Origin of the sequence: Dongia rigui (assembly GCF_034044635.1) — a bacterium.
In the GTDB taxonomy this organism is placed as follows: Bacteria; Pseudomonadota; Alphaproteobacteria; order Dongiales; family Dongiaceae; genus Dongia; species Dongia rigui.
This window is the reverse complement of the sequence record NZ_JAXCLX010000001.1, coordinates 1,972,067-1,992,008: the sequence shown is the minus strand read 5'-3', so window position 1 is coordinate 1,992,008 and position 19,942 is coordinate 1,972,067. Positions and strand designations below refer to the sequence as shown.

The 19,942-nt window shown below is 64.5% G+C and carries 13 protein-coding genes; 2 read left to right on the top strand and 11 right to left on the bottom strand.

What is annotated here, in order from left to right; all coding sequences use genetic code 11:
- Positions 1-40: 40 nt before the first annotated feature.
- The 9 genes from SMD31_RS09260 to SMD31_RS09220 form a co-directional block, all read right to left on the bottom strand.
- Positions 41-6,049 (bottom strand): hypothetical protein, encoded by a 6,009-nt coding sequence (locus SMD31_RS09260; protein WP_320500530.1) that lies wholly within the window; start codon positions 6,047-6,049, stop codon positions 41-43.
- A gap of 216 nt (positions 6,050-6,265) precedes the next feature.
- Positions 6,266-6,616: a hypothetical protein gene (locus tag SMD31_RS09255; protein ID WP_320500529.1), complete on the bottom strand. Its 351-nt coding sequence runs from the start codon at positions 6,614-6,616 to the stop codon at positions 6,266-6,268.
- Positions 6,617-6,751: 135 nt separating this feature from the next.
- The gene (gene scpA, locus SMD31_RS09250) at positions 6,752-8,905 is read right to left on the bottom strand and encodes a methylmalonyl-CoA mutase (RefSeq protein WP_320500528.1); all 2,154 of its coding nucleotides are present in this window, start codon (positions 8,903-8,905) and stop codon (positions 6,752-6,754) included.
- 99 nt (positions 8,906-9,004) lie between these two features.
- Positions 9,005-10,093, bottom strand: coding sequence for a PQQ-dependent sugar dehydrogenase (locus tag SMD31_RS09245; RefSeq protein WP_320500527.1), 1,089 nt, complete (start codon positions 10,091-10,093; stop codon positions 9,005-9,007).
- Positions 10,094-10,219: 126 nt separating this feature from the next.
- On the bottom strand, positions 10,220-10,732 hold the full coding sequence (locus SMD31_RS09240; RefSeq protein WP_320500526.1) for a hypothetical protein: 513 nt from the start codon (positions 10,730-10,732) through the stop codon (positions 10,220-10,222).
- 90 nt (positions 10,733-10,822) lie between these two features.
- Positions 10,823-12,634: an adenylate/guanylate cyclase domain-containing protein gene (locus SMD31_RS09235; protein WP_320500525.1), complete on the bottom strand. Its 1,812-nt coding sequence runs from the start codon at positions 12,632-12,634 to the stop codon at positions 10,823-10,825.
- A gap of 86 nt (positions 12,635-12,720) precedes the next feature.
- Positions 12,721-13,944, bottom strand: coding sequence for a pentapeptide repeat-containing protein (locus tag SMD31_RS09230; protein ID WP_320500524.1), 1,224 nt, complete (start codon positions 13,942-13,944; stop codon positions 12,721-12,723).
- 139 nt (positions 13,945-14,083) lie between these two features.
- The gene (locus SMD31_RS09225) at positions 14,084-15,022 is read right to left on the bottom strand and encodes a polyphosphate kinase 2 family protein (RefSeq protein WP_320500523.1); all 939 of its coding nucleotides are present in this window, start codon (positions 15,020-15,022) and stop codon (positions 14,084-14,086) included.
- A gap of 12 nt (positions 15,023-15,034) precedes the next feature.
- Positions 15,035-16,018 carry an NADPH:quinone reductase gene (locus SMD31_RS09220; RefSeq protein WP_320500522.1) on the bottom strand — a complete coding sequence of 328 codons (984 nt, stop codon included), beginning with the start codon at positions 16,016-16,018 and terminating at the stop codon, positions 15,035-15,037.
- A 116-nt stretch (positions 16,019-16,134) separates the two neighbouring features.
- On the opposite strand from SMD31_RS09220, the gene SMD31_RS09215 reads away from it, so the two are divergent.
- Positions 16,135-16,803 (top strand): glutathione S-transferase family protein, encoded by a 669-nt coding sequence (locus SMD31_RS09215; protein WP_320500521.1) that lies wholly within the window; start codon positions 16,135-16,137, stop codon positions 16,801-16,803.
- Here the strand turns inward: SMD31_RS09215 and SMD31_RS09210 are convergent.
- On the bottom strand, positions 16,782-17,693 hold the full coding sequence (locus SMD31_RS09210) for a LysR family transcriptional regulator (protein ID WP_320500520.1): 912 nt from the start codon (positions 17,691-17,693) through the stop codon (positions 16,782-16,784). The two genes, SMD31_RS09215 and SMD31_RS09210, sit on opposite strands and share 22 nt — an antisense overlap.
- Before the next feature lie 105 nt (positions 17,694-17,798).
- Here SMD31_RS09210 and SMD31_RS09205 point away from each other — a divergent pair, with 105 nt between their 5' ends.
- Positions 17,799-18,653 carry an SDR family oxidoreductase gene (locus SMD31_RS09205; RefSeq protein ID WP_320500519.1) on the top strand — a complete coding sequence of 285 codons (855 nt, stop codon included), beginning with the start codon at positions 17,799-17,801 and terminating at the stop codon, positions 18,651-18,653.
- 22 nt (positions 18,654-18,675) lie between these two features.
- On the opposite strand, the gene SMD31_RS09200 is transcribed toward SMD31_RS09205, so the two are convergent.
- Positions 18,676-19,878 (bottom strand): glycosyltransferase, encoded by a 1,203-nt coding sequence (locus tag SMD31_RS09200; protein WP_320500518.1) that lies wholly within the window; start codon positions 19,876-19,878, stop codon positions 18,676-18,678.
- Positions 19,879-19,942 lie beyond the last annotated feature (64 nt).

The window sequence follows — 19,942 nt, the reverse complement described above, 5'->3', positions numbered from 1 at the left end:
TGCTCCTTTCGGATGACGACTGACCAAATTGCGACGTCGCTCAATTCTCCAGGCTGCGGCCCAGGCTCTTGGCCATCACCAGATAGAGCTTGCCGACATCGGCCGTGATAATGGCGGCGTTGAGTACCGCCTCGGGGTCCGCCTTGGCGGATTGGGCCAACAGGTCCTCGAACTTCTTGATGTACCGATCGACGATGTCGTGGAAGCGTTCGTCGCGGTTGTAGCGTTGCTCGATCGCCGGGATGACGTAGGTATCCTTGTTGCGGAACAGCCGCCTGGCGAAGACCGAGCGGTCGCCTTCGCGGTAGCGCTTCCAGATATCCTCCGGCACCTCGTTGTCGAGGAGACTGTGGATGTCGAGCGCCAGGCCGTTCAGCTCCTCGATCATTACCGAGGCCGCGCGCAGGAAGCTGTCGCGGGTCGAATTGGTCTGGGTCTCGCGCAGCTTGTCGATGCGCTCCAGCGCGATCTGCGAGGTCTTGGCAAGATCGAGGCTCTGCGTGCGGAACGCTTCGCCAAGCTCGGCTGCCTTGGCCTGGGCGAGGTCGAGAGCGCGGCCGAATCCTTCTGCCTGCCGCTCGAAGCTCTGCCCGATGGCGCCGACGCGGCCAGCGGCGTTTTCGGCGGCTCGGCTCATCGCCTCGATGCGCTTGTCGATATCGCTGCCGAGCCCGGACAAGTGCTGGTTCATGCGCGCCGCGGCCTGGGCCAGCGATTCCACCTGTCGGTTGAGGATTTCCGAGGCCTGCTGCGCGTCGCCGCGCGCGCCTTCCGCCGAGGCCTTGGCGGCTGCGGCGGCGTCCGAGAATTCCTTAGCCTGGGCGCGGAGCTGGCCACGCACCTGCTCGGCCATGTCATGGACCTTGACCGAGAGATCGCTGAGCTCGGTGATCTGCTCGCCGACCGCTGCCTTGACGCCGTTCACCTGCTGCGCCGCCTTCTTCGTCACCTGCGACAGCGCCTCGGCACCGTCGCGGAACAGCTGGATCGTGTCCTTGGCTTGACGCGTGCTTTCCGACGTGGTGCCGCGCAGGAATTCAGCAAGGTTCTGCGCCGAGATGTTGAGCGTGGAGAGCTGCTGCTGGCCTTCCTTGCCGACCGCTGCCAGTTGCTCGACGCGCTGGCCCAGCGTCACGTTGAGCTGCTGCTGGCGTCCAACCGCCTGGTCGGTGATGGTGGAGAGAATCTCGGCCTGTGCGGCCAGCGATTTTCCCATCTGCTCCAGCTTGTCGCGCGCCATTTCCGAGGCCTGCGACAATTGCCGCGCATGGCCCTCATAAAGACCGGCCAGTTCCGCCGTGCGCTTGCCGCCCTCCTCGGTCGCCTGCTTCACCAATTCGCTCTGACGCGCCACGTCCTGGTGCAATTGCGATGCCTTGGCCAACGCCGCAGTCGCGATGTCGTCCAGCGAGGCAAGGCCGTCGCGCATGCGCTGTTGCAGATCGCCGGCCGTGCCTGATGCCTTCTCCGCCGCCTCGCGCAAGGTATCGGCCTCGGTACGGAACACGGTGCCGATGACGCGGGCTTCGACTTCGACCTTCTGTGTCACTGCCGACAATTCCTCGATCTGCGCCTTGAGGGCATTGCGGATCTCGGTGGTGGCGGCCTGCGTGCGGCCAAGGGCCGTGGCCAGATCGTCGTTCTGGCGCATCAACGATTGACCCAGTTCGATCGCCTGAACGCCCGCCTGTTCGGTGGCGGTTTTCAGGGTCGCGGCATTCTTTTGCACGATGGCACCCAGGGCCTCGGCCAGGTCACCCGCCTGGCGCTGCATGACGCGGCCGGCCTCGAGCGCCTTCTCGTTGATCTCGAGGCCGACAATCCCCACTTGGCGGGCCTGGTCAGCCAGCGCATCGCGCATGGCGATTGCCACCTGGGCGGCTTGTTCGGCGGCCTTGCCCAGGGTCACGGCCTGTTCGTCGGCGCTCCCATGCAGCTTGTCGCCCTGGGCCACGATCTCGGCAAAGCGGCGATCGATCTCGGCATATTGCGTGGCCAGTTTCTCGCGCACGGCATTGCCGGCCTTCTCGCCGGCATCCGCCAGGCTGGCGCCATGCTCGGCGGTGACGCTTTCGAAGCGGCGCGTGCTCTCGGCCATCATGGCGGCAAGATTTTCGGCCTGCACGCGGGCGGCGGCACCCAGGCCTTCCGTCTGCTGCACGGCTGCGGCCGTGGCGGCAGCAATCTCCTGCGCCTGCAGGCGCAAGGCGCCGGCGAAATGCTCGGCGGCATGTTTCGACGCGGCGATCAGCTCGTCGCGCTGGGCGTGGGTGATGCCTTCAAGTGCTGCCGACCGGCTGGCGACCGCCTCGGCCGCCGATACGAATTCGTCGGCCTGGCGCCGCAGGATGTCGCGGAACCCCTCGGCCGCCGCCGCCGCCGCTTCGACCAGGTGGTCGCGCTGGCTGAGGATCGTGCCGTCGAGCGCCGTCGTCCGCGTGATCAGCGTGGCGGTGAGGCCCTCCATGCCGGAGATCTGCCGCTCGATCTCGCCTTTAAGGCGCGCTACCGCGCCGTCGCCAGCGCTCTGGATCGCGTCGGCGAGGGCAAGGCTCTCGCTTTTCACCGTGTCGCCAAGCCCCGACACCTTGAGGCCGAGGGCCGCGGCGATGCGGTCGATTTCGCCTTCCTGGGCGGTGAAGGCCTCCTTTAGCCGCGCGATGGTCTGGTCGGTGGTGTGGCGGAAATTCTCATCCAGGCGACCGCTTTCCGTGCCGATGGTGGCGGTGAGGCCGGCGACCTTCTCGCCGATGCCGGCCGCCATGGCCTCAATCCGGGCCGCATGGGCGTCGAGCTCGCTGCGCATCTGGCCGCTCGCCGCCTCGCCCGCCTCGCGCAGGCGCTCGCGCTGCTGGGCGATGACGCTGTCGAGTGTCGCCGCCCGTTCCAGCACGTCCTTCACCTGGGCGTCGATGGCGGTACCATTGCCGCGCAGATGGGTGAGCAGGGCCTCGGCATGATCGCTCATCGACTGGCGCTGCCGCTCATTCTCGGCGCGAAGATCGCCCAGTGCCTTCTCGCCGGTCGCCTGGAAATGCTGCGTGAGCGTCGCCTGTTCGGCGGTGACGGCGCGGCTCAGCATTTGCACCGAGGCGGCAAGGCCCGCTGCCATCTCGTTGAGTGCCACGGCGTGGGCGTCCAACTCGCCGCGGATCTGGCTGGTTGCAGCATTGCCGGCGTCAGAGAGGCGCTGGCGCTGGTCGGCAATGGCCGTATCCAGGGTCGCCGCCCGCTCCATCACATCGTTCACATTGGCGGTGATGGCGGTTTCATTGGCGCGGAGGCGCGCCAACAAGGTTTCGGCATGGGCCGTCATGGCGACCTGCTGGCGTTCTGTCTCGGCGCGCAAATCTGCCATGGTCTTGTCGCTGCTCGATTGCAGCGCCCGCGCCAGGGCGACACCTTCGGCATCGACTGCCTGGCTCAGCAGGCCGACCGTGGCGGCAAGATCGCCGGCCATCCGGTTGAGTGATACGGCATGCGTATCAAGCTCGGCGCGGATCCTGGCGCTGGCTTCGTTGCCGGCTTCACTGAGCTTCTCACGCTGGGTGGCGACCGTGGCGTCGAGCGTTTTCGTCTCGGCGACCAGGGCGGCGATGCCGGCGGACAACGCTATCTCGTTTTCGCGCAGCCGCTGTGCCAGGCGCTCGGCGGCGCGGTCGGCTGCTTGTTCCAGCAGATGTCCTTGTGCATCCACCGTCTGGCCCAGGCGCCGGCTGGTCGCTTCCTGGGCGTCGCCCAGGACGGCCAAACGCTCCTCCTGCCGCTTCAGCAGGCTGCCGAAGCGCTCGGCATGGGAATCGGCGGCACCGCTCAACGCGGCATGGGCATTGTCGATGGCCTTCACCAGATCGCCATGCCGCGTATCGGCCGCCTCGCCGAGTTCGGCAAGCTTTGCCGTCTCGGCATCGATCTGCTGGCGCAGGCGCTGGGCCGCTGCATCGGCGGCGATGTTGAGGCGCGCTCCTTGCGCGTCGACTTTGGCGACGAGGCCATCGGTTTCGGTGCTGGCCGTGGCGGCCACAGCTTCGATCGATTTGAGCATTTCGGCAAAGCGCTGGCCGATCTGCTCGCCGACGCGGCCCGTCGCTTCCTGGAAATCGGTTGCCTCGGTACGAAGCGCCGATTTCACCGCCTGGTTCTGCTCGCTGATCTTGTCCATCAGCGCCCGGATCATCGTCGCCGTGTCACCGGACATGCGGTCGAGCGAGGTGCGGAACTGTTCGGCGGCGGCAAGGGCCGCAGCAGTGAGGCGCTCCGATTGATGGCGCGTGGTCTCTTCCAGCAGCGCATTGTCGTTTCTGGCGCGGGTCGAGCTTTCGGCGACGATCTCGCCGATGCGGGCCAGCGAATTGGTGAAATCCTCGGCCAGCGACTTGGCAGCGGCAACCGACAGATCGCCCTCCTCGCGCATCTGGCGCTGGATCTCGGTGGTCTTGCGCATGACTTCGCCCACTGTCGCGGTCGCCGTCGCCGAGACCAGCTCGTGATGGCGCCGCAAGGTATTGGCAAAGCGCTCGGCACTCGCCTCCGCCTGGTCGTGCATGTCGCGGCTCTGCCGCTCAATCGCGGCAAGGACCGCGTTGATGCGGGTCTCGGTCGCCTCGGTGGCTGCCGTGATGCTTGCCTGCTCGGCAGCCGAGCGCGATTCCAAGGCACTCCCCGCCGTCTCGAAGGCCTTGTCGAGGGCGCCAAGATGGGCCGCCATGTTGCGGTCCAGTTCGCGGTAGCGCGCTGCCGCCTTGTCTTCGCTCTCCTTGAGGGTCGCGATCTCCTGCGCGATCTCGCCGCGCATCTGGGCGAAGGCATCGGTGGTGCGCTCGGACAAGCGCGCCGCCTGCGTGGTCAAGGCGGCCTGCAATTCCTCGCCGGCATCGATCGCCTGGGCTTTGGCCGCGTTGATGCCTTGCAGCTGCAGCGCCAGGGCCTGCGCCACGTCATTGGCGTGGCGCCCGGCCTGGGCGGCGATTTCGGCGACGACCTGGCGCAGTGCACCCTCGGCTTCCACCGAATGGCGCTTGCCGGCATCGATCGCCTCGACCGTGCTGCGACTGAGGGCGTCGAGCTGCTGGTTGAATTCGCGCGCTGCCTTGCCGATGATCTCGTTGATCGAGGCCAGCTGCTGGTCGCCCGCTTCGGCAAGCGCCCGACCTTCGCGCCTGGCCGCTTCGCCGGCCTCGTCGAGGCGCCGGGCGAGAAGGGTGAGTTCGCTGCGCATGCCCTGCGTCGCCTTCTCGGCGCTGTCGGCGAGGATCTCGGCCTGCCGCTCCACCGCATCGCGCACCGATGAGCCGTGATCGAGCACGCGTTCCAGGATGTCGTTGATGTCCTGGCGTTTGGCCTCGAAGGCAGCGACCACGCGCTCGGCGGAATCGGCGGCGATCGCCTGCAGCGCCTGCGTCTCCTGATCGCCCGCTTTCTTCAGCGCGGCCTTTTGTTCGCCCAGCACCGTCTGCATGTCGGCAAGCAGCTGGCGCTGCTGGCCCAATTGCGCCGCGACGCCTTCGGTTTCGACACGCACCGCCTTGGCGGCGGCGTCGAGGTCGCCGCGCTGGTGCTGGAAGCGGTTTTCGATCTGGGCGAGTGCTGCCGCGGCATCCTCGGTCGCGGCCTTCAATTCGATGGTCTGGCGGCGGATGGCGTCGGCCACGGTGGCGACGCGCTGCTCGGCCTGCGGGTTGGGATAGGTCAACATGTTGAGCTGCTGGGCCAGCAGCGCCGTCTGGCGTTCAAGATCGCGCCCGCGCATGACATAGCCGATGACGACCCAGACGAAGACGGCGGGTGCGAACAAGGCGATGATGATCTGCGCCAGCTCGGCCGGCATCAGGTCCTGCAGGTTCTCGACCCCGACCGCGTCGGCCACATGCCAGCCATAGGCGATGAACCAGGCGACCGTCAGCAGGGTGCCAAGGAGGACCGCGCGCTTGTGGTGGCGGGTGGCCGGGTCGTTTCCAGCGGCGGCCTTGAGGAGGCTGCGCGCCGTGCCGGAATCCTGATCGCCCTTGCCCATGACCTTCGCCCCCGCGCCTTTTTTCAGGCCGCTCAAACCCGACCCCCCGCCTGATTCTCCCGCGATTGGCAATTCAGCCGGCGACGCCCACGCTGTATCTAGGCGGGCAGGCCGGCTTCAGCCCCAACCAGTGGTTCAGGCAGAAAATGAAGGCTCGACTCTAAGCCATTGGCGGAAAAGGTGCAATTGGCGCCGGCGTGACAAGGCCGTTAGATCCGCGCGACCGGCCGGGCGACGCTACGGCATGGCGGTTTAGCGGTGGTCCAGCTCCCAGGGCGCGGTGCCGCCGGTCTTATGGCCGTACCAGGTGGCGCCGGCGTGATCGTCGCGCCAATCGACATAGCTGTAATAACGGTTCACATGGGCCTGGTAGGTCTTGCGCGTTACCTGGCTACCCTGCCTGGTGAGGCGGTCATAGCCGTGCTTCTCGGCCCAGTTCCATTCCTTGGCGGAAATGTTCCGATCGCCATTGCGGTCGATCTCAGTCAGCGCAAATGGCGGTTTCACCTTCTTGGGCTGCTTGGCCTCGGTCGGGACGGCAGCCAGAAGGCTGGCGGCCGCCAGCATGGCAGCTGCAATTGCGGCGATTTTCTTCAGCGACATGACCGTCCCTCATCATTGAGGGGCCCTGCCAATGGCGGCCCCGACACAAAGTTCTCACGATGAGAAATGGCGCTGCCTGCGAAAGGCTCCAATCACGTTCCGTCGAGGCTGAAAATCAAGAGGTTAGGCTGGGGTTCAGGCTGCCTTGCTGCCGGATTTATGGATAAGTCCGAGAACTTCCGCCGCCGCTTTCGGGATATTGGTGCCAGGACCGAAAATCGCCGCGACACCGGCATCACGCAAGGCGCCGTAATCCTGCGCCGGGATAACGCCACCGCAGATGACCCGAATGTCGGCGGCGCCCTGCTCCTTCAGCGCCGCGATCAATTGCGGCACCAGCGTCTTGTGCCCCGCCGCCTGTGACGAGACGCCGACGACATGGACGTCGTTCTCGATCGCCTGGCGCGCCGCCTCCTGCGGTGTCTGGAACAACGGCCCGACATCGACATCGAAGCCGAGATCGGCAAAGGCGGTGGCGATGATCTTGGCGCCGCGGTCATGGCCGTCCTGTCCCAGCTTCACCACCAGCATGCGCGGGCGGCGGCCTTCGGCGGCGGCGAATTCCTTCACATGGGATTGGATCGCCGCGAAATCGGGATCGTCGCGATAGGCGGCGCCATAGACGCCGGCGATCGAGCGCACTTCGGCCTTGTGGCGGGTGAACACGTCTTCCAGCGCCGACGACACTTCGCCCACCGAGCAGCGCGCGCGCATGGCAGCGACGCTGAGGGCCAGAAGATTGCCGGTGCCGTCCTTGGCCGCTTGACGCAGCGCATCGAGTGCGGCTTGCGCCTTCGCACCATCGCGCTGTGCCTTCATCGCATTGAGGCGCGCGATCTGTTGTTCGCGCACCTTGCTGTTGTCGATGTCGAGCACGTCGACCTGTGTCGCTTCGCGCGGCTGATACTTGTTGACGCCGACGATGATATCTTCGGCCCGGTCGACCCGCGCCTGGCGCTTGGCCGCCGCTTCTTCGATGCGCAGCTTGGGCATGCCACTCTCGACCGCCTTGGTCATGCCGCCCAGGCCTTCAACCTCTGCGATGAGTTTCTCGGCAGCAGCCACCAGGCTGGCGGTGAGGTGCTCGACATAATAGCTGCCGCCCAGAGGATCGATCACGGCGGGAATGCCGCTTTCTTCCTGGATGACCAGCTGCGTGTTGCGGGCGATATGGGCCGAAAAGGGCGTCGGCAAAGCGATTGCTTCATCCAGCGCATTGGTGTGCAGCGACTGTGTGCCGCCCAGCACCGCCGCCATTGCCTCGATCGTGGTGCGGATGACGTTGTTGTAGGGGTCCTGCTCCTGCAGCGAGACGCCGGACGTTTGGCAATGCGTGCGCAGGGCCGAGCTCTGCGGATCCTTGGGGTCGAACTGCTGCATGAGCTTGGCCCACAGATAGCGCGCGGCGCGGAGCTTCGCTATCTCCATGAAGAAGTTCATGCCGATGGCGAAGAAGAAGGAGAGGCGCGGGGCAAATTCGTCGACCTTCAAGCCCTTTGACAAGGCGGCACGCACATATTCAAGCCCGTCGGCCAGCGTGAAGGCCAGCTCCTGCACCGCATTGGCGCCGGCTTCCTGCATGTGATAGCCGCTGATCGAGATCGAATTGAATTTCGGCATGTGGTGCGCGGTGTATTCGATGATGTCCGCGACGATCCGCATCGAGGGGCTGGGCGGATAGATATAGGTGTTGCGGACCATGAACTCCTTGAGGATGTCGTTCTGGATCGTGCCGCTGAGTTTCGCCGCCGGCACCCCTTGCTCTTCGCCCGCGACGATGAAGGCGGCGAGAACGGGCAGCACCGCGCCGTTCATGGTCATGCTGACCGACATCTTGTCCAAGGGAATGCCGTCGAACAGGATCTTCATGTCCTCGACGGAATCGATGGCGACACCGGCCTTTCCCACATCGCCCACCACGCGCGGATGGTCGCTGTCATAGCCGCGATGGGTGGCGAGGTCGAAAGCGACGGATAGGCCCATCTGCCCGCGCTTCAAATTCTCGCGGTAGAAGGCGTTGGAATCCTCGGCCGTCGAGAAGCCGGCATATTGGCGGATGGTCCAGGGACGGTTGGCATACATCGTGGCGCGCGGTCCGCGCGTATAGGGCGCGAAGCCGGGCAGGGTGCCGATGGTTTCCAGACCTTCGAGATCGGCCTCGGTATAGAGCGCCTTGAGGGCGATGCCTTCGGGCGTCTCGCGGTTCAGCGTGTCAGGGTTGGCGCCTTTGAGGTCCTGGGCAGCGAGTTTCTGCCAATCGCCCAGCGATTTCTTCGGAAAATCAGCCATCTTTGTCCCTCCACCCGAACGCAGCGCACCTTTTGCAGTGCAGCATTTTGGCCACGTTAGCAGACGGAAAGCGACAGAGTCCAGAACGCCGGCCGGATTTCACCGCGGCGTCAGGTGCAGGATGCGGTCCTCGCCATTATCGGTGGCGAGATAGAGTGTGCCATCGGAACCTTCCGCAATGTCGCGCAAGCGGCCGAAATCGCCGTCGATCAGTATTTCCGTGCGGCGCACGCCGTCGCCATCCATGTCGAGGTGATAGAGCCGTCCTGTCTTCAAGCTGACGAACAGGATATCGCCCTGCCAATCGGGAAACGCCGTGCCGCGATAGAAAATGAGATCGGAAATCGCAATCGTGTCGGTGGCATCGAATTCGGCGACCGCCGGATGATACTGGGCGAGGTCCCCGCAGGCGTTGACACCGCGGCACAGGGGCCAGCCGTAATTGCCACCCTTCTCGATGCGGTTCACTTCGTCCTGCGTGTCCGGCCCATGCTCGGTCGACCACAGCGCACCGTCCTTGGGCCGAAAGGCCAGGCCTTGCGGATTGCGGTGGCCATAACTCCAGACGGGCGAGCCGGGAAAGGGATTGTCGCTGGGCACATTGCCATCGCGCGTCAGGCGAAAGATCTTGCCGCGCAGCTGCTGGATGTCTTGGGCGCCATCGGCCGATATCGCGTCGCCCATGCTGGCAAAGAGATGCCCATCCGGTGAAACGGCGATGCGGCAGCCATTGTGCCATTTGGCGCCGGGCAGATCGTCGAGCAGCACCTGTTCGCCCCGCAACTGATAATCTTTGAGCGTGAAGGCGGAGAGGCGATTGCCGGGCGACAGGGTCCAGCCGGTCGAATAGCAGAGATAGAGCCGCCCGGTCTTTGCGAAATCGGCATCGAGCGCCAGGCCCAAAGCGCCGGCTTCGCTCTCGGCCCGCACTTCCGGCATGCCGCCAACCACGCGTTTCTGCCCCGTCTTCGCATCAATGATCTGCAGCCGCCCCGGCCGTTCCGTCACCAGCAGACGACTGCCCGGCATGACGGCGATGGTCCAGGGATGCTCGAGGCCATCGCTGAGGGTCGCGACATTAAAGGGGGCGTTTTGAGCATGAGCCGGCAGGGCGAAGGCGACGATAGCGAAGGCGGCAAGCAGCAGGCGATGCATGTGGCTCTTTCCCTCCAACAAAATCGCCGTCATGCCCGGGCGAAGTCCCGGGCATCCACTGACTGCGTGGATAGAATGGATGCCCGGGTAAAGCCCAGGCATGACGACTTACTTGGGGAAGATCGAGTGCGCTTCAACCCCGCGCGCCGTATTGTCGGCTCAGAGATCCATCAACGCGTCGATCTGGGCCTGGTCGACGACATGCTCGTCGCCGTGGATCACGGCCGAGGCCTGGCCGATGAGGTCCTGCAGGTTTTGCGAGGCGCGGGCGGCGACATGTCGTGCCTGGTCCTCGTTTCCTTCCGCGAGCACCAGTTCGAGCCGCTTGATCGAGATCTCGACCAGCCGGTTCATTTCGCGCACCAGTCGGTCGAAGGGTTCCTTGAATTGCGGCGGCGAGAAGGGATAGGCCTCGATCGCCAGCTCCTTATCCGCAATCCCCGAATTCTTGAAATGCTCGGCATAGTCCAGCGGCTGCCAGGCCTTGCAATCATCGAGGCATTCCGGCGCATCCGGCACGATCTCGAGCAGCATGATGACTTCGTTGATGTGGTTGAGATAGTCGGTGGCGAGCAGCGACGTCTCATTGACGTTCGACCCCGCCGCGCGCGCGGAAAGTTCGCGGTAGCGCCGGTCGGCCTCGGAATCCGGCTGAACAGGTGTCGCAGTCATGATTCCTCATGGGCCAAAAAGCCCCGCAAAGTCAAGCGGATGGCGCCGGAGAGCCAATCAGGTATGGTTAAAATTCGACTGACGGCGGGATCAGCTGGCCGAAGGGGTGAGGCGGTAGAAGGTGAGCGGGGCGGCAAAGCCTTTGAGTGTTGCTTGCTCCTCGGCCAGGCTCATACCGGCCAGTGCCGGCGCCACGCTGGGGTCGTGGCGCATCTCGTCCGACAGCACGATATCGCCCCCCCGCGCCTGGCCCTGCAGTCTTGCTGCCATGTTGACGGTGGAGCCGAAATAATCGAGCCGGTCGTTGAGCGTCACGGCGATGGTCGGGCCCTGGTGCAGCCCCAGCTTGATCACGATGGGGCCGCCGGCCCTGGTTTCCGTGCGACCGATACGCTGCTGGATCGCCAACGCCGCCGCGACGGCATCCTGGGGCCGCGCAAATGCCGCCATCACCGCATCGCCGATGGTCTTCACAACGGCACCGTCATGTTCGCGGATGATCTCGGTCATGAAAGCGAAGTGATCGCGCACCAGATGATAGGCGGCGGCATCGCCGATCTGCTGATAGAGCGCCGTCGACGCCTTCAAATCGGAAAAGAGCAGCGTCACGCGCCCCACCGATACCTCATCGCCGGGCCGCAGCACATCCTCTGAAAAGAGGTCGCGGAAAGCCTGCAAGGCGGTGACCCGGTCGGCAGTGAGGCAATCGGCCACCCAATGCCGGCTCTCGATGATGGCGTTGTGCGGCCGGGCGGATTTGTTGGCAAAGCGCAGGCTGCCCGGGGGCAGTGCGTCGCCGGCGCGGATGCTGTCTCCGGCAATGACCAGCGCTGGGAAATGCGCCCCGTCATGCTCGATATCGATGGCGGGGCCCGGCGCCAATGTGCGCAGGCGATAGGGGCCGGGCGGCAGATAACCCGGCAGGTCGCGCGTCTCGCCAGGTACCAGGTGAATCTGTGCTTTCACATGCGGCACCGACATCGGTCCCCACATGCAGTATTCGCCTGATTCCAGCGACCGGATACCGGCCGCCGGCCGGAAGCTCGCCTCGACATTCTGCGAGAAATCGCGGTCGTAATCGATGTTGCAGGAGGTGCAATGCGCGCCTGTGGGCAAGCGGTCGAGCCCGCCCGCCCAGGCCTTGGCGACGCGGCAGCGCGGGCATAGCAGGTCCCAGCGCAGCTCCAGCAGCCCGGCCTTCACCGCCTGCAGGCACAGCTCGATCGCATGGCGTTCAGGAACACCCCAATGCCGTGCAAGGCCGATCGGGCGGATGTGCCACAGATCGACCTCCTGCGCCTGCAGCACATGATCGGCAAGCCGTTGCGCGAGGCCGTGCCCGTTGGGTGTGGCCTCGATCTCGGCCACGATCCGCGCCACTTTGGCGGCTAGGTCGGCAGCCACTGGCGGTGCGGCATAGGTCGCAAAGACGTTCGGCGTCTCGCCAGCGGCAAAGCGATCGGCTTCGGCGGCCAGCCTGCCGAAAGTCGTGCCGGAGGAATCGAAGAACCGACGCCCCAGGATCAAGCGGCCGATCCAGTTACGCGCCTCTGCTTGCAGCGTGTAGGTGCCGACGGAGCCGCCGGTCGCGGGATCGGCCTTCAGCTCGAAACGCGCACCAAGGAGCCCGACCGGCCCGCTGGAAAAATCGCGAATATGTTCGAAGAACTGTTCGCTCACCCAATTGACCGGCCGCTCCTGCCATTTAAGATCGAACGGCCCCAACTTCACGTCGCCCAAATAGGCGACGCTGCCATCGGCTTGCGGAATCTCGGTGATGCGGTGGCGCGGTAGCTTCGCCGCTTCGTTGAAGCGTGCCGTGTCTGCCAGGAGCGGCCAGATCGCCTGCGGCGGATTCTTGAAGGACCAGGTCCAACTCTGTTGCCTAGCGCCGCTTGTCATCAGGACCCGGCCGCTCCGTCAATGATCACGAGGGAAATTACGCCCCATTATCCGGCTTGGATCACCGCTTGATCAAGCGCGTGGTTTTAGGCGGCGACGAACAAGGCCTTGAACGTATCGGCGGCGATAATGCCGGCGGGCTTTTCGCCATTGGTCTTCAGGCGGTCGCATTCGACGCCGGTGAAATTGGTTTCGGCAAAGCGGCAGCCGCGCAAGGTCACTGGAAACTCGCGCGTCATGCCATTGGGCAGATGCGCTGTCTGCATCTTCAAATCCGCATTGCTGAAATTCGTTCGCCGCAGCACGGCTTCAGTCAAATTGGCGCCGCGCAGATCCGCCTTCGACATATCGGCGCCGGTCAGATCCGCATGGCTGAAATCGGTGAGGTCCAGGATCGCCTTGACGAATTTCGTCGATCGCAACCGCGTGTGCACGAACAGTGCCGCGCTGAGATTACGGCCGGTGAAGTCGACGCCGGAAAGATCCATGGCGGAAAAATCACCGCGCGCGCCTGTGGCGCCGGAGCTTTCGACCCATTGCTCATGCGCCATCACCATGTCGCTGATCTTCATCGCGGCCTCGGCTGAATCGTCGACCGCGATCGCTTCGGAAAGATCGAGTTGGGTATAGGACGCTTTCTCGATCTCGACGCCGAAGATGTTGGCATCCTTGAGGATCGCGCCATCGAGCTTGGCACCCTCGATGGCGGCGCGGTTGAGAAAGGCGCCGGTGAGATTGCAACCCTGCATGTTGGCGCCCCGAAGATCGGCATCCTTCAGCGACGAGCCGGTGAAGTCGGCCTGGGAGAGATCGGCATTGCGCAGGATCGCACCGGACAAATCCGCCTTGCGCACGACCGAGGCATGAAGCTTCGCCCCTTCCAGATTGGCGCGCGTCATGCCGGTGCCGTTCTGCGCCGTCGTGACGCTGGCGCGTGCCGCTGGCGCCGTGTTGCCACCGATATTGACCATCAGCGAGCCGTCGCGGAAATCGGCACCGGTCAGCATCGCCTCGCTGAAATCGGTCCCTTGCAGATGCGCACCGCGAAAATCGCTGCCACGGCAATCGGCGCGCAGCAGGATGCTGCCGGCCAGGTTGGCGGCAAAGAAATCCACCTCGTCGAGCTTGGCGTCACTGAGGTTGGAATTGAGGATCTGTACGCCGGTCAGCTTGGCGCGCGACAGCACCACGCCGGGCAGGCCGAAATTTTCCAGCACGACCAGGGACAGGTCGCCGCGCTTGCCGCCGCGTTCCTGCCGCAGCCAGCGGCGATGGGCGACCAAAGTTGCCCGCAGGACATCCAAATCCATGATACTCCCCCAGAGATTGGGAAGTTAACCATGAATCCCGAACAGATTCCAGAGATTGTAGTTAATTAGCAAGAATTCCCGAAGATCTGGTCAAAGTAATATTAACGGGCGCGATATTGGTGGGGCGCCGCGCCAATACTCAGCCCTTCTTTTTCGAGGAGTTCTTTCCTAGATCTCCTTCTGCTGCCAGTTTGGCGGCCGCTTCCTTGGCGGCTGCCGCTTTCTCGGCGCCCACTGTCGGGAAAGCGAGACTGAGTTCCGTCAACGCCTCGACCGCGATGCGCGCCACAACCAGCCGCGCAAAGGGTTTGTCGTCTGCCGGCACGACATACCAGGGCGATGTCTTGCTGGCCGTCGCCTTGATGGCATCTTCATAGGCCGACATGAAATCGGGCCAGCGCTGCCGGTCCCTGAGATCGTCGGGCGAGAACTTCCACATTTTGTCAGGGTCCTCGACCCGCGCCAGCAATCGCTTCTTCTGCTCCTCGCGCGAGATGTTGAGGAAGATCTTGCGCAGCACCGTGCCGTTGCGCGCCAGATAGTTTTCATAATGCGTGATGTCGCCCAGGCGCTCGTCCCAGATGTCCTTGGTGATCAGCTTCTTGGGCAGGCGCTGGCCATCCAGAAATTGCGGATAGACGCGTACCGCCACCACTTCTTCGTAATAAGAGCGGTTGAAGATGCCGATGCGCCCGCGCCGCGGCAGCACCGCCGAACAGCGCCACAGAAAATCATGTTCCAACTCGGCCCCCGCCGGCGCCTTGAACGAGGTGACGTCGACGCCTTGCGGGTCCACGCCCGACATCACGTTCTTGATGGCGCCGTCCTTGCCCGAGGCGTCCATGCCTTGAAGGATCAGCAGCAGCGACCAGCGGCCCTCCGCGTGCAAGCGCTCCTGCAAGCTGGACAGGTGCTTGCTGCACTCTTTCAGCAGTTCTTCGTTGCGATCCTTATCGGCGGCCCCATTGCCCGGCGCCGTTGCATAGTCCTTGAGGCGAAAGCCCTTGCCGCTGGTGACGCGGTAAGGCGCGATGAGATCGCCCAGCGCCTTGCGTCCATTGTTCTTGGCGTCGCCCATGCGCAGCTCCTTCTAAAGCGCGATCACCACATTGCCCATGGCCGTGCCGCGCTCTACCGCCTCATGTGCGGCGGCGATCTGGCTGAGCGGATAGGTCGCGGCAATGCTGTGTTGCAGCTTTTTTGCGGCCAGCAGCTCGGTCAGCGCCGCGATGGCGCGGTGGCGCAAGGCCAGTGGCTGGTTATAGACGATGAAAAAACGATAGCCGATATTGCCCAAGATCGAGGGACCGAACTGCACCGGTGCCTCGCGCGCACTCGATCCATAGATGGCGATCAAGCCATAATCCGCCATCACCTCCGGCAGCCAGGCGATGTTGCCGGAGAAATCCACCTCGATCGCGCGGGCGACGCCCTTGCCGCCGGTCACGGCTTTTATCCGCGACGGGACGTCTTCCTGCTTGCGGTCGATAACGACCTCGGCCCCGGCAGCCTTGGCATGTGCACCCTTGGCGGCGGAACTCACGGTGGTGATGACCCGGGCGCCTTTCAGGACCGCCATCTGCACCGCGTAATGACCGACGGCACCGGCACCGCCATTCACCAGCACCCATTGCCCCGGCGCCACACCGCCATCGGTCTCAACCGCTTGCCACGCGGTCAGGGCGGGAATGCCAAAACACGCGCCCGCTGCAAAATCTGTACTGTCCAGCAGTGCTACCGCCTGTTCGGTCGGCAGCGTCACGAATTCCGCCGCCGTGCCGAAGGCGCGGTTCCAGCGCGCATTCCACAGCCAGACGCGTTCGCCGATGCGTGACGCAGGCACGCCCTGGCCAACGGCGTCGATCGTCCCGGCGCCATCGCTATGCGGAATCGTGCGCGGGTATTGGTTGGCGGCGCTGCCCGTTCCCATCCGCATCTTGACGTCCGACGGGTTGACACCGGATGTGGCGATCCGCACCCGCACCTCGCCGGCCTGGGGCTCTGGTTCGGGCATCTCGGCGACCTGCAGAACCTCACGTGCCGGCCCCAGTTTTTCATAGAAAGCAGCACGCATTTTTCTCATCTCGCTGGATCGGCGGCATCACTGAAATATCTCAGTCCAAAAACATGGGCTCAGCCTAGCCGAGCCTATTCCCGAGTGATAGTGTCCGGCTCCGATTCGGAGCCCAAATGCGTTCGCTGCACCACTTCTCGCTTCAACCGCAATCGCGCCGCGTGCGCATCCAGTTGCGCGAAAAGAAGCTCGACTTCGATCCCATCGCCGAAAAGCCGTGGGAGCGGCGTGAGGGGCTGCTTGCCCTCAACCCCGCCTGCGAGACGCCGATCCTGGTCGAGGAAAACGGTGCCGTGATCGCCGGCGCCTATGCCATTGGCGAGTATCTCGAAGAAGCCTATGTCGAAGGCCCGCTGCTGGGCCGCAGCCCGGCACACCGTGCCGAGGTCCGGCGCCTCGTCGCCTGGTTCGACGGCAAGTTCGAGCGCGAAGTGACGCAGAATCTGCTCCATGAAAAGATGGTGAAGCGCCTCCTCGGCCAGGGCGGACCGGATTCCGGCGCCATCCGCGCGGGGAAAGCCAATATCCGCGTTCATCTCGACTATATTTCCTGGCTCTCCGACCGGCGCAACTGGCTGGCGGGCGATGATTTCAGCCTGGCCGACATCGCCGCCGCGGCACAGATCTCGGCGATCGATTACCTGGGCGACGTCGCCTGGGACCAGCACCGCGAGGCGGCGGAATGGTACGCCCGGGTCAAATCCCGCCCCAGTTTCCGTCAGATCCTCGCCGACACCTGGCCCGGCACCCAGCCGCCGCCCCATTACGCGGATTTGGATTTCTGACGCCCGCGCTGCGCCGTCCGGCAGTGGTCGATAAAGGCCTTCAGCCCCGCTGAGGGGAGCTTCTGGCGCGGATAATAAAGGCAGATCCCAGGGAAGGGTGGCGTCCAATCGGCCAGCACCCGCACCAGCCGCTTGGCTTTCAGATCCTCCGCCGCCGCGCGGTAGGTGACATAGGCAAGACCCGCCCCGGCACGCGCCGCGCGCAGGGTCAGGCCATGGCTGCCCATCATGAGCCGGCCCGGTGGGTCGAGCCGGAATTCCTCGCCCTTGCGTTCGAACTCCCAGCGGCTGACACCGCCGCTCGCCATGCGCGAGCGCAGGCAGTCATGGGTGAAAAGATCGCCAGGTACCTTTGGCTTGCCGTGTTTGGCGAAATAGTCCGGCGTCGCGACCACGGCAAATTCCTCCGCTTCACCGACCGGGACCGACACCATCTCCTGCGGCACCGCCTCGGCCAGGCGCAGCCCGGCATCGAAGCCTTCCGCCACGATGTCGATCATGCGGCCCTCGCTCACCATGTCGACGCGCATGTCAGGATATCGTGCCATGAAAGACAGGATGAGGGGCAGGGCACGCTCGAACGCACCTTCCGACCCGTTGAGGCGCAGCAGCCCTGCCGGCGTGTCGCGGAATTGGTTCACCGTCTCGACCGCCTCGGCGATCACCGCCAAGGCCGGTTCGACGCGGCGCAGGAACGCAGCCCCAGCTTCGGTCAGCGACACGCTGCGGGTCGTGCGGTTGAAGATGCGGATGCCCAGCTGCCGCTCCAGATTCGCCACGGCATGACTGAGGGAAGAGGGCGAGATGTTGAGGGCGCTGGCTGCCCGGCGGAAGCTGCGATGGGTGGCGACCGCACTCAACGCGCTCAATTCGTGGAGCGACGGAGTCATTGTTCTGATCTGTGCATGAGTACGTGCATGATTGTCGATCTTAACACAACAATCCGACAGCCTCATATAGAGCGCATCGCTCTGCCAGATGAGGAAGTTAAGACCATGTCCCAGCCTAGCTCGAAGACCGTGCTGATCACGGGATGTTCCAGTGGCTTCGGCGCCGCCACGGCGCGCCATTTTGCCGGCCAGGGCTGGAACGTCATCGCCACCATGCGCAATCCGGCCGATGATCCCGGCCTTGCCGATCTTGCCAATACGCTGGTCACGCGCCTTGACGTCGAGGACCCTCGCAGCACTGAAGCGGCGCTTGCAGATGGGATCGCGCGGTTCGGCCGCATCGACGTGCTGGTGAACAATGCCGGCTTCGGCGCATTCGGCATTTTCGAGGAAACGACGCGCGAGAAGATGCTGGCCCAATTCAACGTCAATGTCTTCGGAATGATGGATGTGACGCGGGCGATTCTGCCGCATTTCCGCCAGAACCGTGCGGGCTGCATCGTCAATATCGGGTCGGGCGCCGGCGTTTTCACGCTGCCGATGATCTCGCTCTATTGTGCCTCGAAATTCGCGCTTGAAGGCTTTTCGGAAGCCCTTTCCTACGAATTGGCCGATCTCGGCATTGCCGTGAAGATCGTCGAGCCGGGTGGCGTGACGGCGACCAAATTCGGTGTACGCAGCGGTGCCGAAGCGGCCGGCGCCAAGAGGATTCCCGACTACGCGCCCTTCGTCACCGCGGCGCATGATTTGTTTGCGAAGCTGCGTGCTCAACGCGCCACCGCGACCTCAGAGGAGGTCGCGGCGGTAATCTATGGGGCGGCGACGGATCCCACGGATCGCCTGCGCTACATCGCGACCGACGACATCGTTCCCTTGGTGAAGGCACGCCGCGAGACCTCGGAGGAGGCTTACATGGCCTTCATGCGGGCGCGGGTAACGCCGAAGGTGCCGCGGGCGTGAAAAGAAGTCTTAAGACGGCGGATCAGGCGGCCTGGTCGGCGCTGGTCAGATGACCATAAAGTGACAGAATGCTGTCAGTCATGGTCACGCGGTCGGCGCGCTGGCGGACATTGTCGATGACCTGGCCGGTCCGCGCCTGCCGCTCGTCGAGCGGCAGGGAGAGTGCGTCGCGAATGGCCCAGCCCAGCGCCATGGCGTCGCTGGGGGGCACCAGCCAGGCCATGGAGGAGCCGTCCAGGACTTCCCGCGCATTGGCAAAGTCGCTGGCGACCACCGGCCGGCCCAGGGCCTGCGCCTCGATGATGACGCGGTTATAGGTGGCTGGCTCCAGATAGGGCGCGACGATGAGGTCAGCCAGCATCAGGGCGGCCGCCATGTCCTTCACCTCTTCGGCGATCAGCACGCGGTCCTGCAACTGGTGCAGGACGACTTCCTTTTGGAGCTGCGCCCGATAGGCGCCGCCGTCATTCTCCGGCCCCACCAGGATGCATCTGAGGTCGAGATCGCGAATGAGTGCCAGGGCCTCCAGCAACAGCGACTGCCCCTTGCTGCGGGTGAATTCGGCCGGCGCCATGATGACCGGCAGATCGTCCGGCACGCGCCACTGATTGGCCAGCTGCACGACGCGCGGTGCCGTCACTTGTGCCGGGTCGAAGCGTGTCAGGTCGATGCCATAGGGGACGACGCTAAGGCGGTTGCCAAGGCTGGGGATGGCGCGGGCGATCTCTTCGGCCGTCGCATGCGACAGCGTGATGACAAGGTCGGATTCGGCGAATGCGGCGAGGCTTTTCTTCGACAGCGCCTGCACGCTGGAAGGGCCGTCGTGAAAGGTCGTGACCAGGCGCGCGCCGGATTTCTTGGCGGCGCCATGGCCGATGACGGCGAGGCTGGCACTCTGCGCGTGGATGATCTCGATATTGTTTTCGGTGACCACGCGGGCGACACGGCGCGTCACGTTGAAGGTCGTCACCGGGTTGCGGCTGGCGAGCTTCGTCTCGATGGGTTTCACACCATAGCGCGGCAGCTCATGGGTCGAAACCAACGCCTGCTCGTAGCCCAGATAGGCCCGCCCGCCCGCCGCCGTTACCGCCCCGGCGAATTCCAGTGCCAGGCGCGAGGCGCCACCGGCGTCGAAATAAGGCACCAATTGCAAAACAGCAGGTACCTTTCGATCCGCAGCAGGGCTGGTGTAGACAGGGGGTTCGGAAACGGTGTCGATTGACATCTCTTATCCGCGGAGAGCTTCGCCGATGCAGTCCATTAAGAACCCTCAGAAGCCCGTCAGTTCA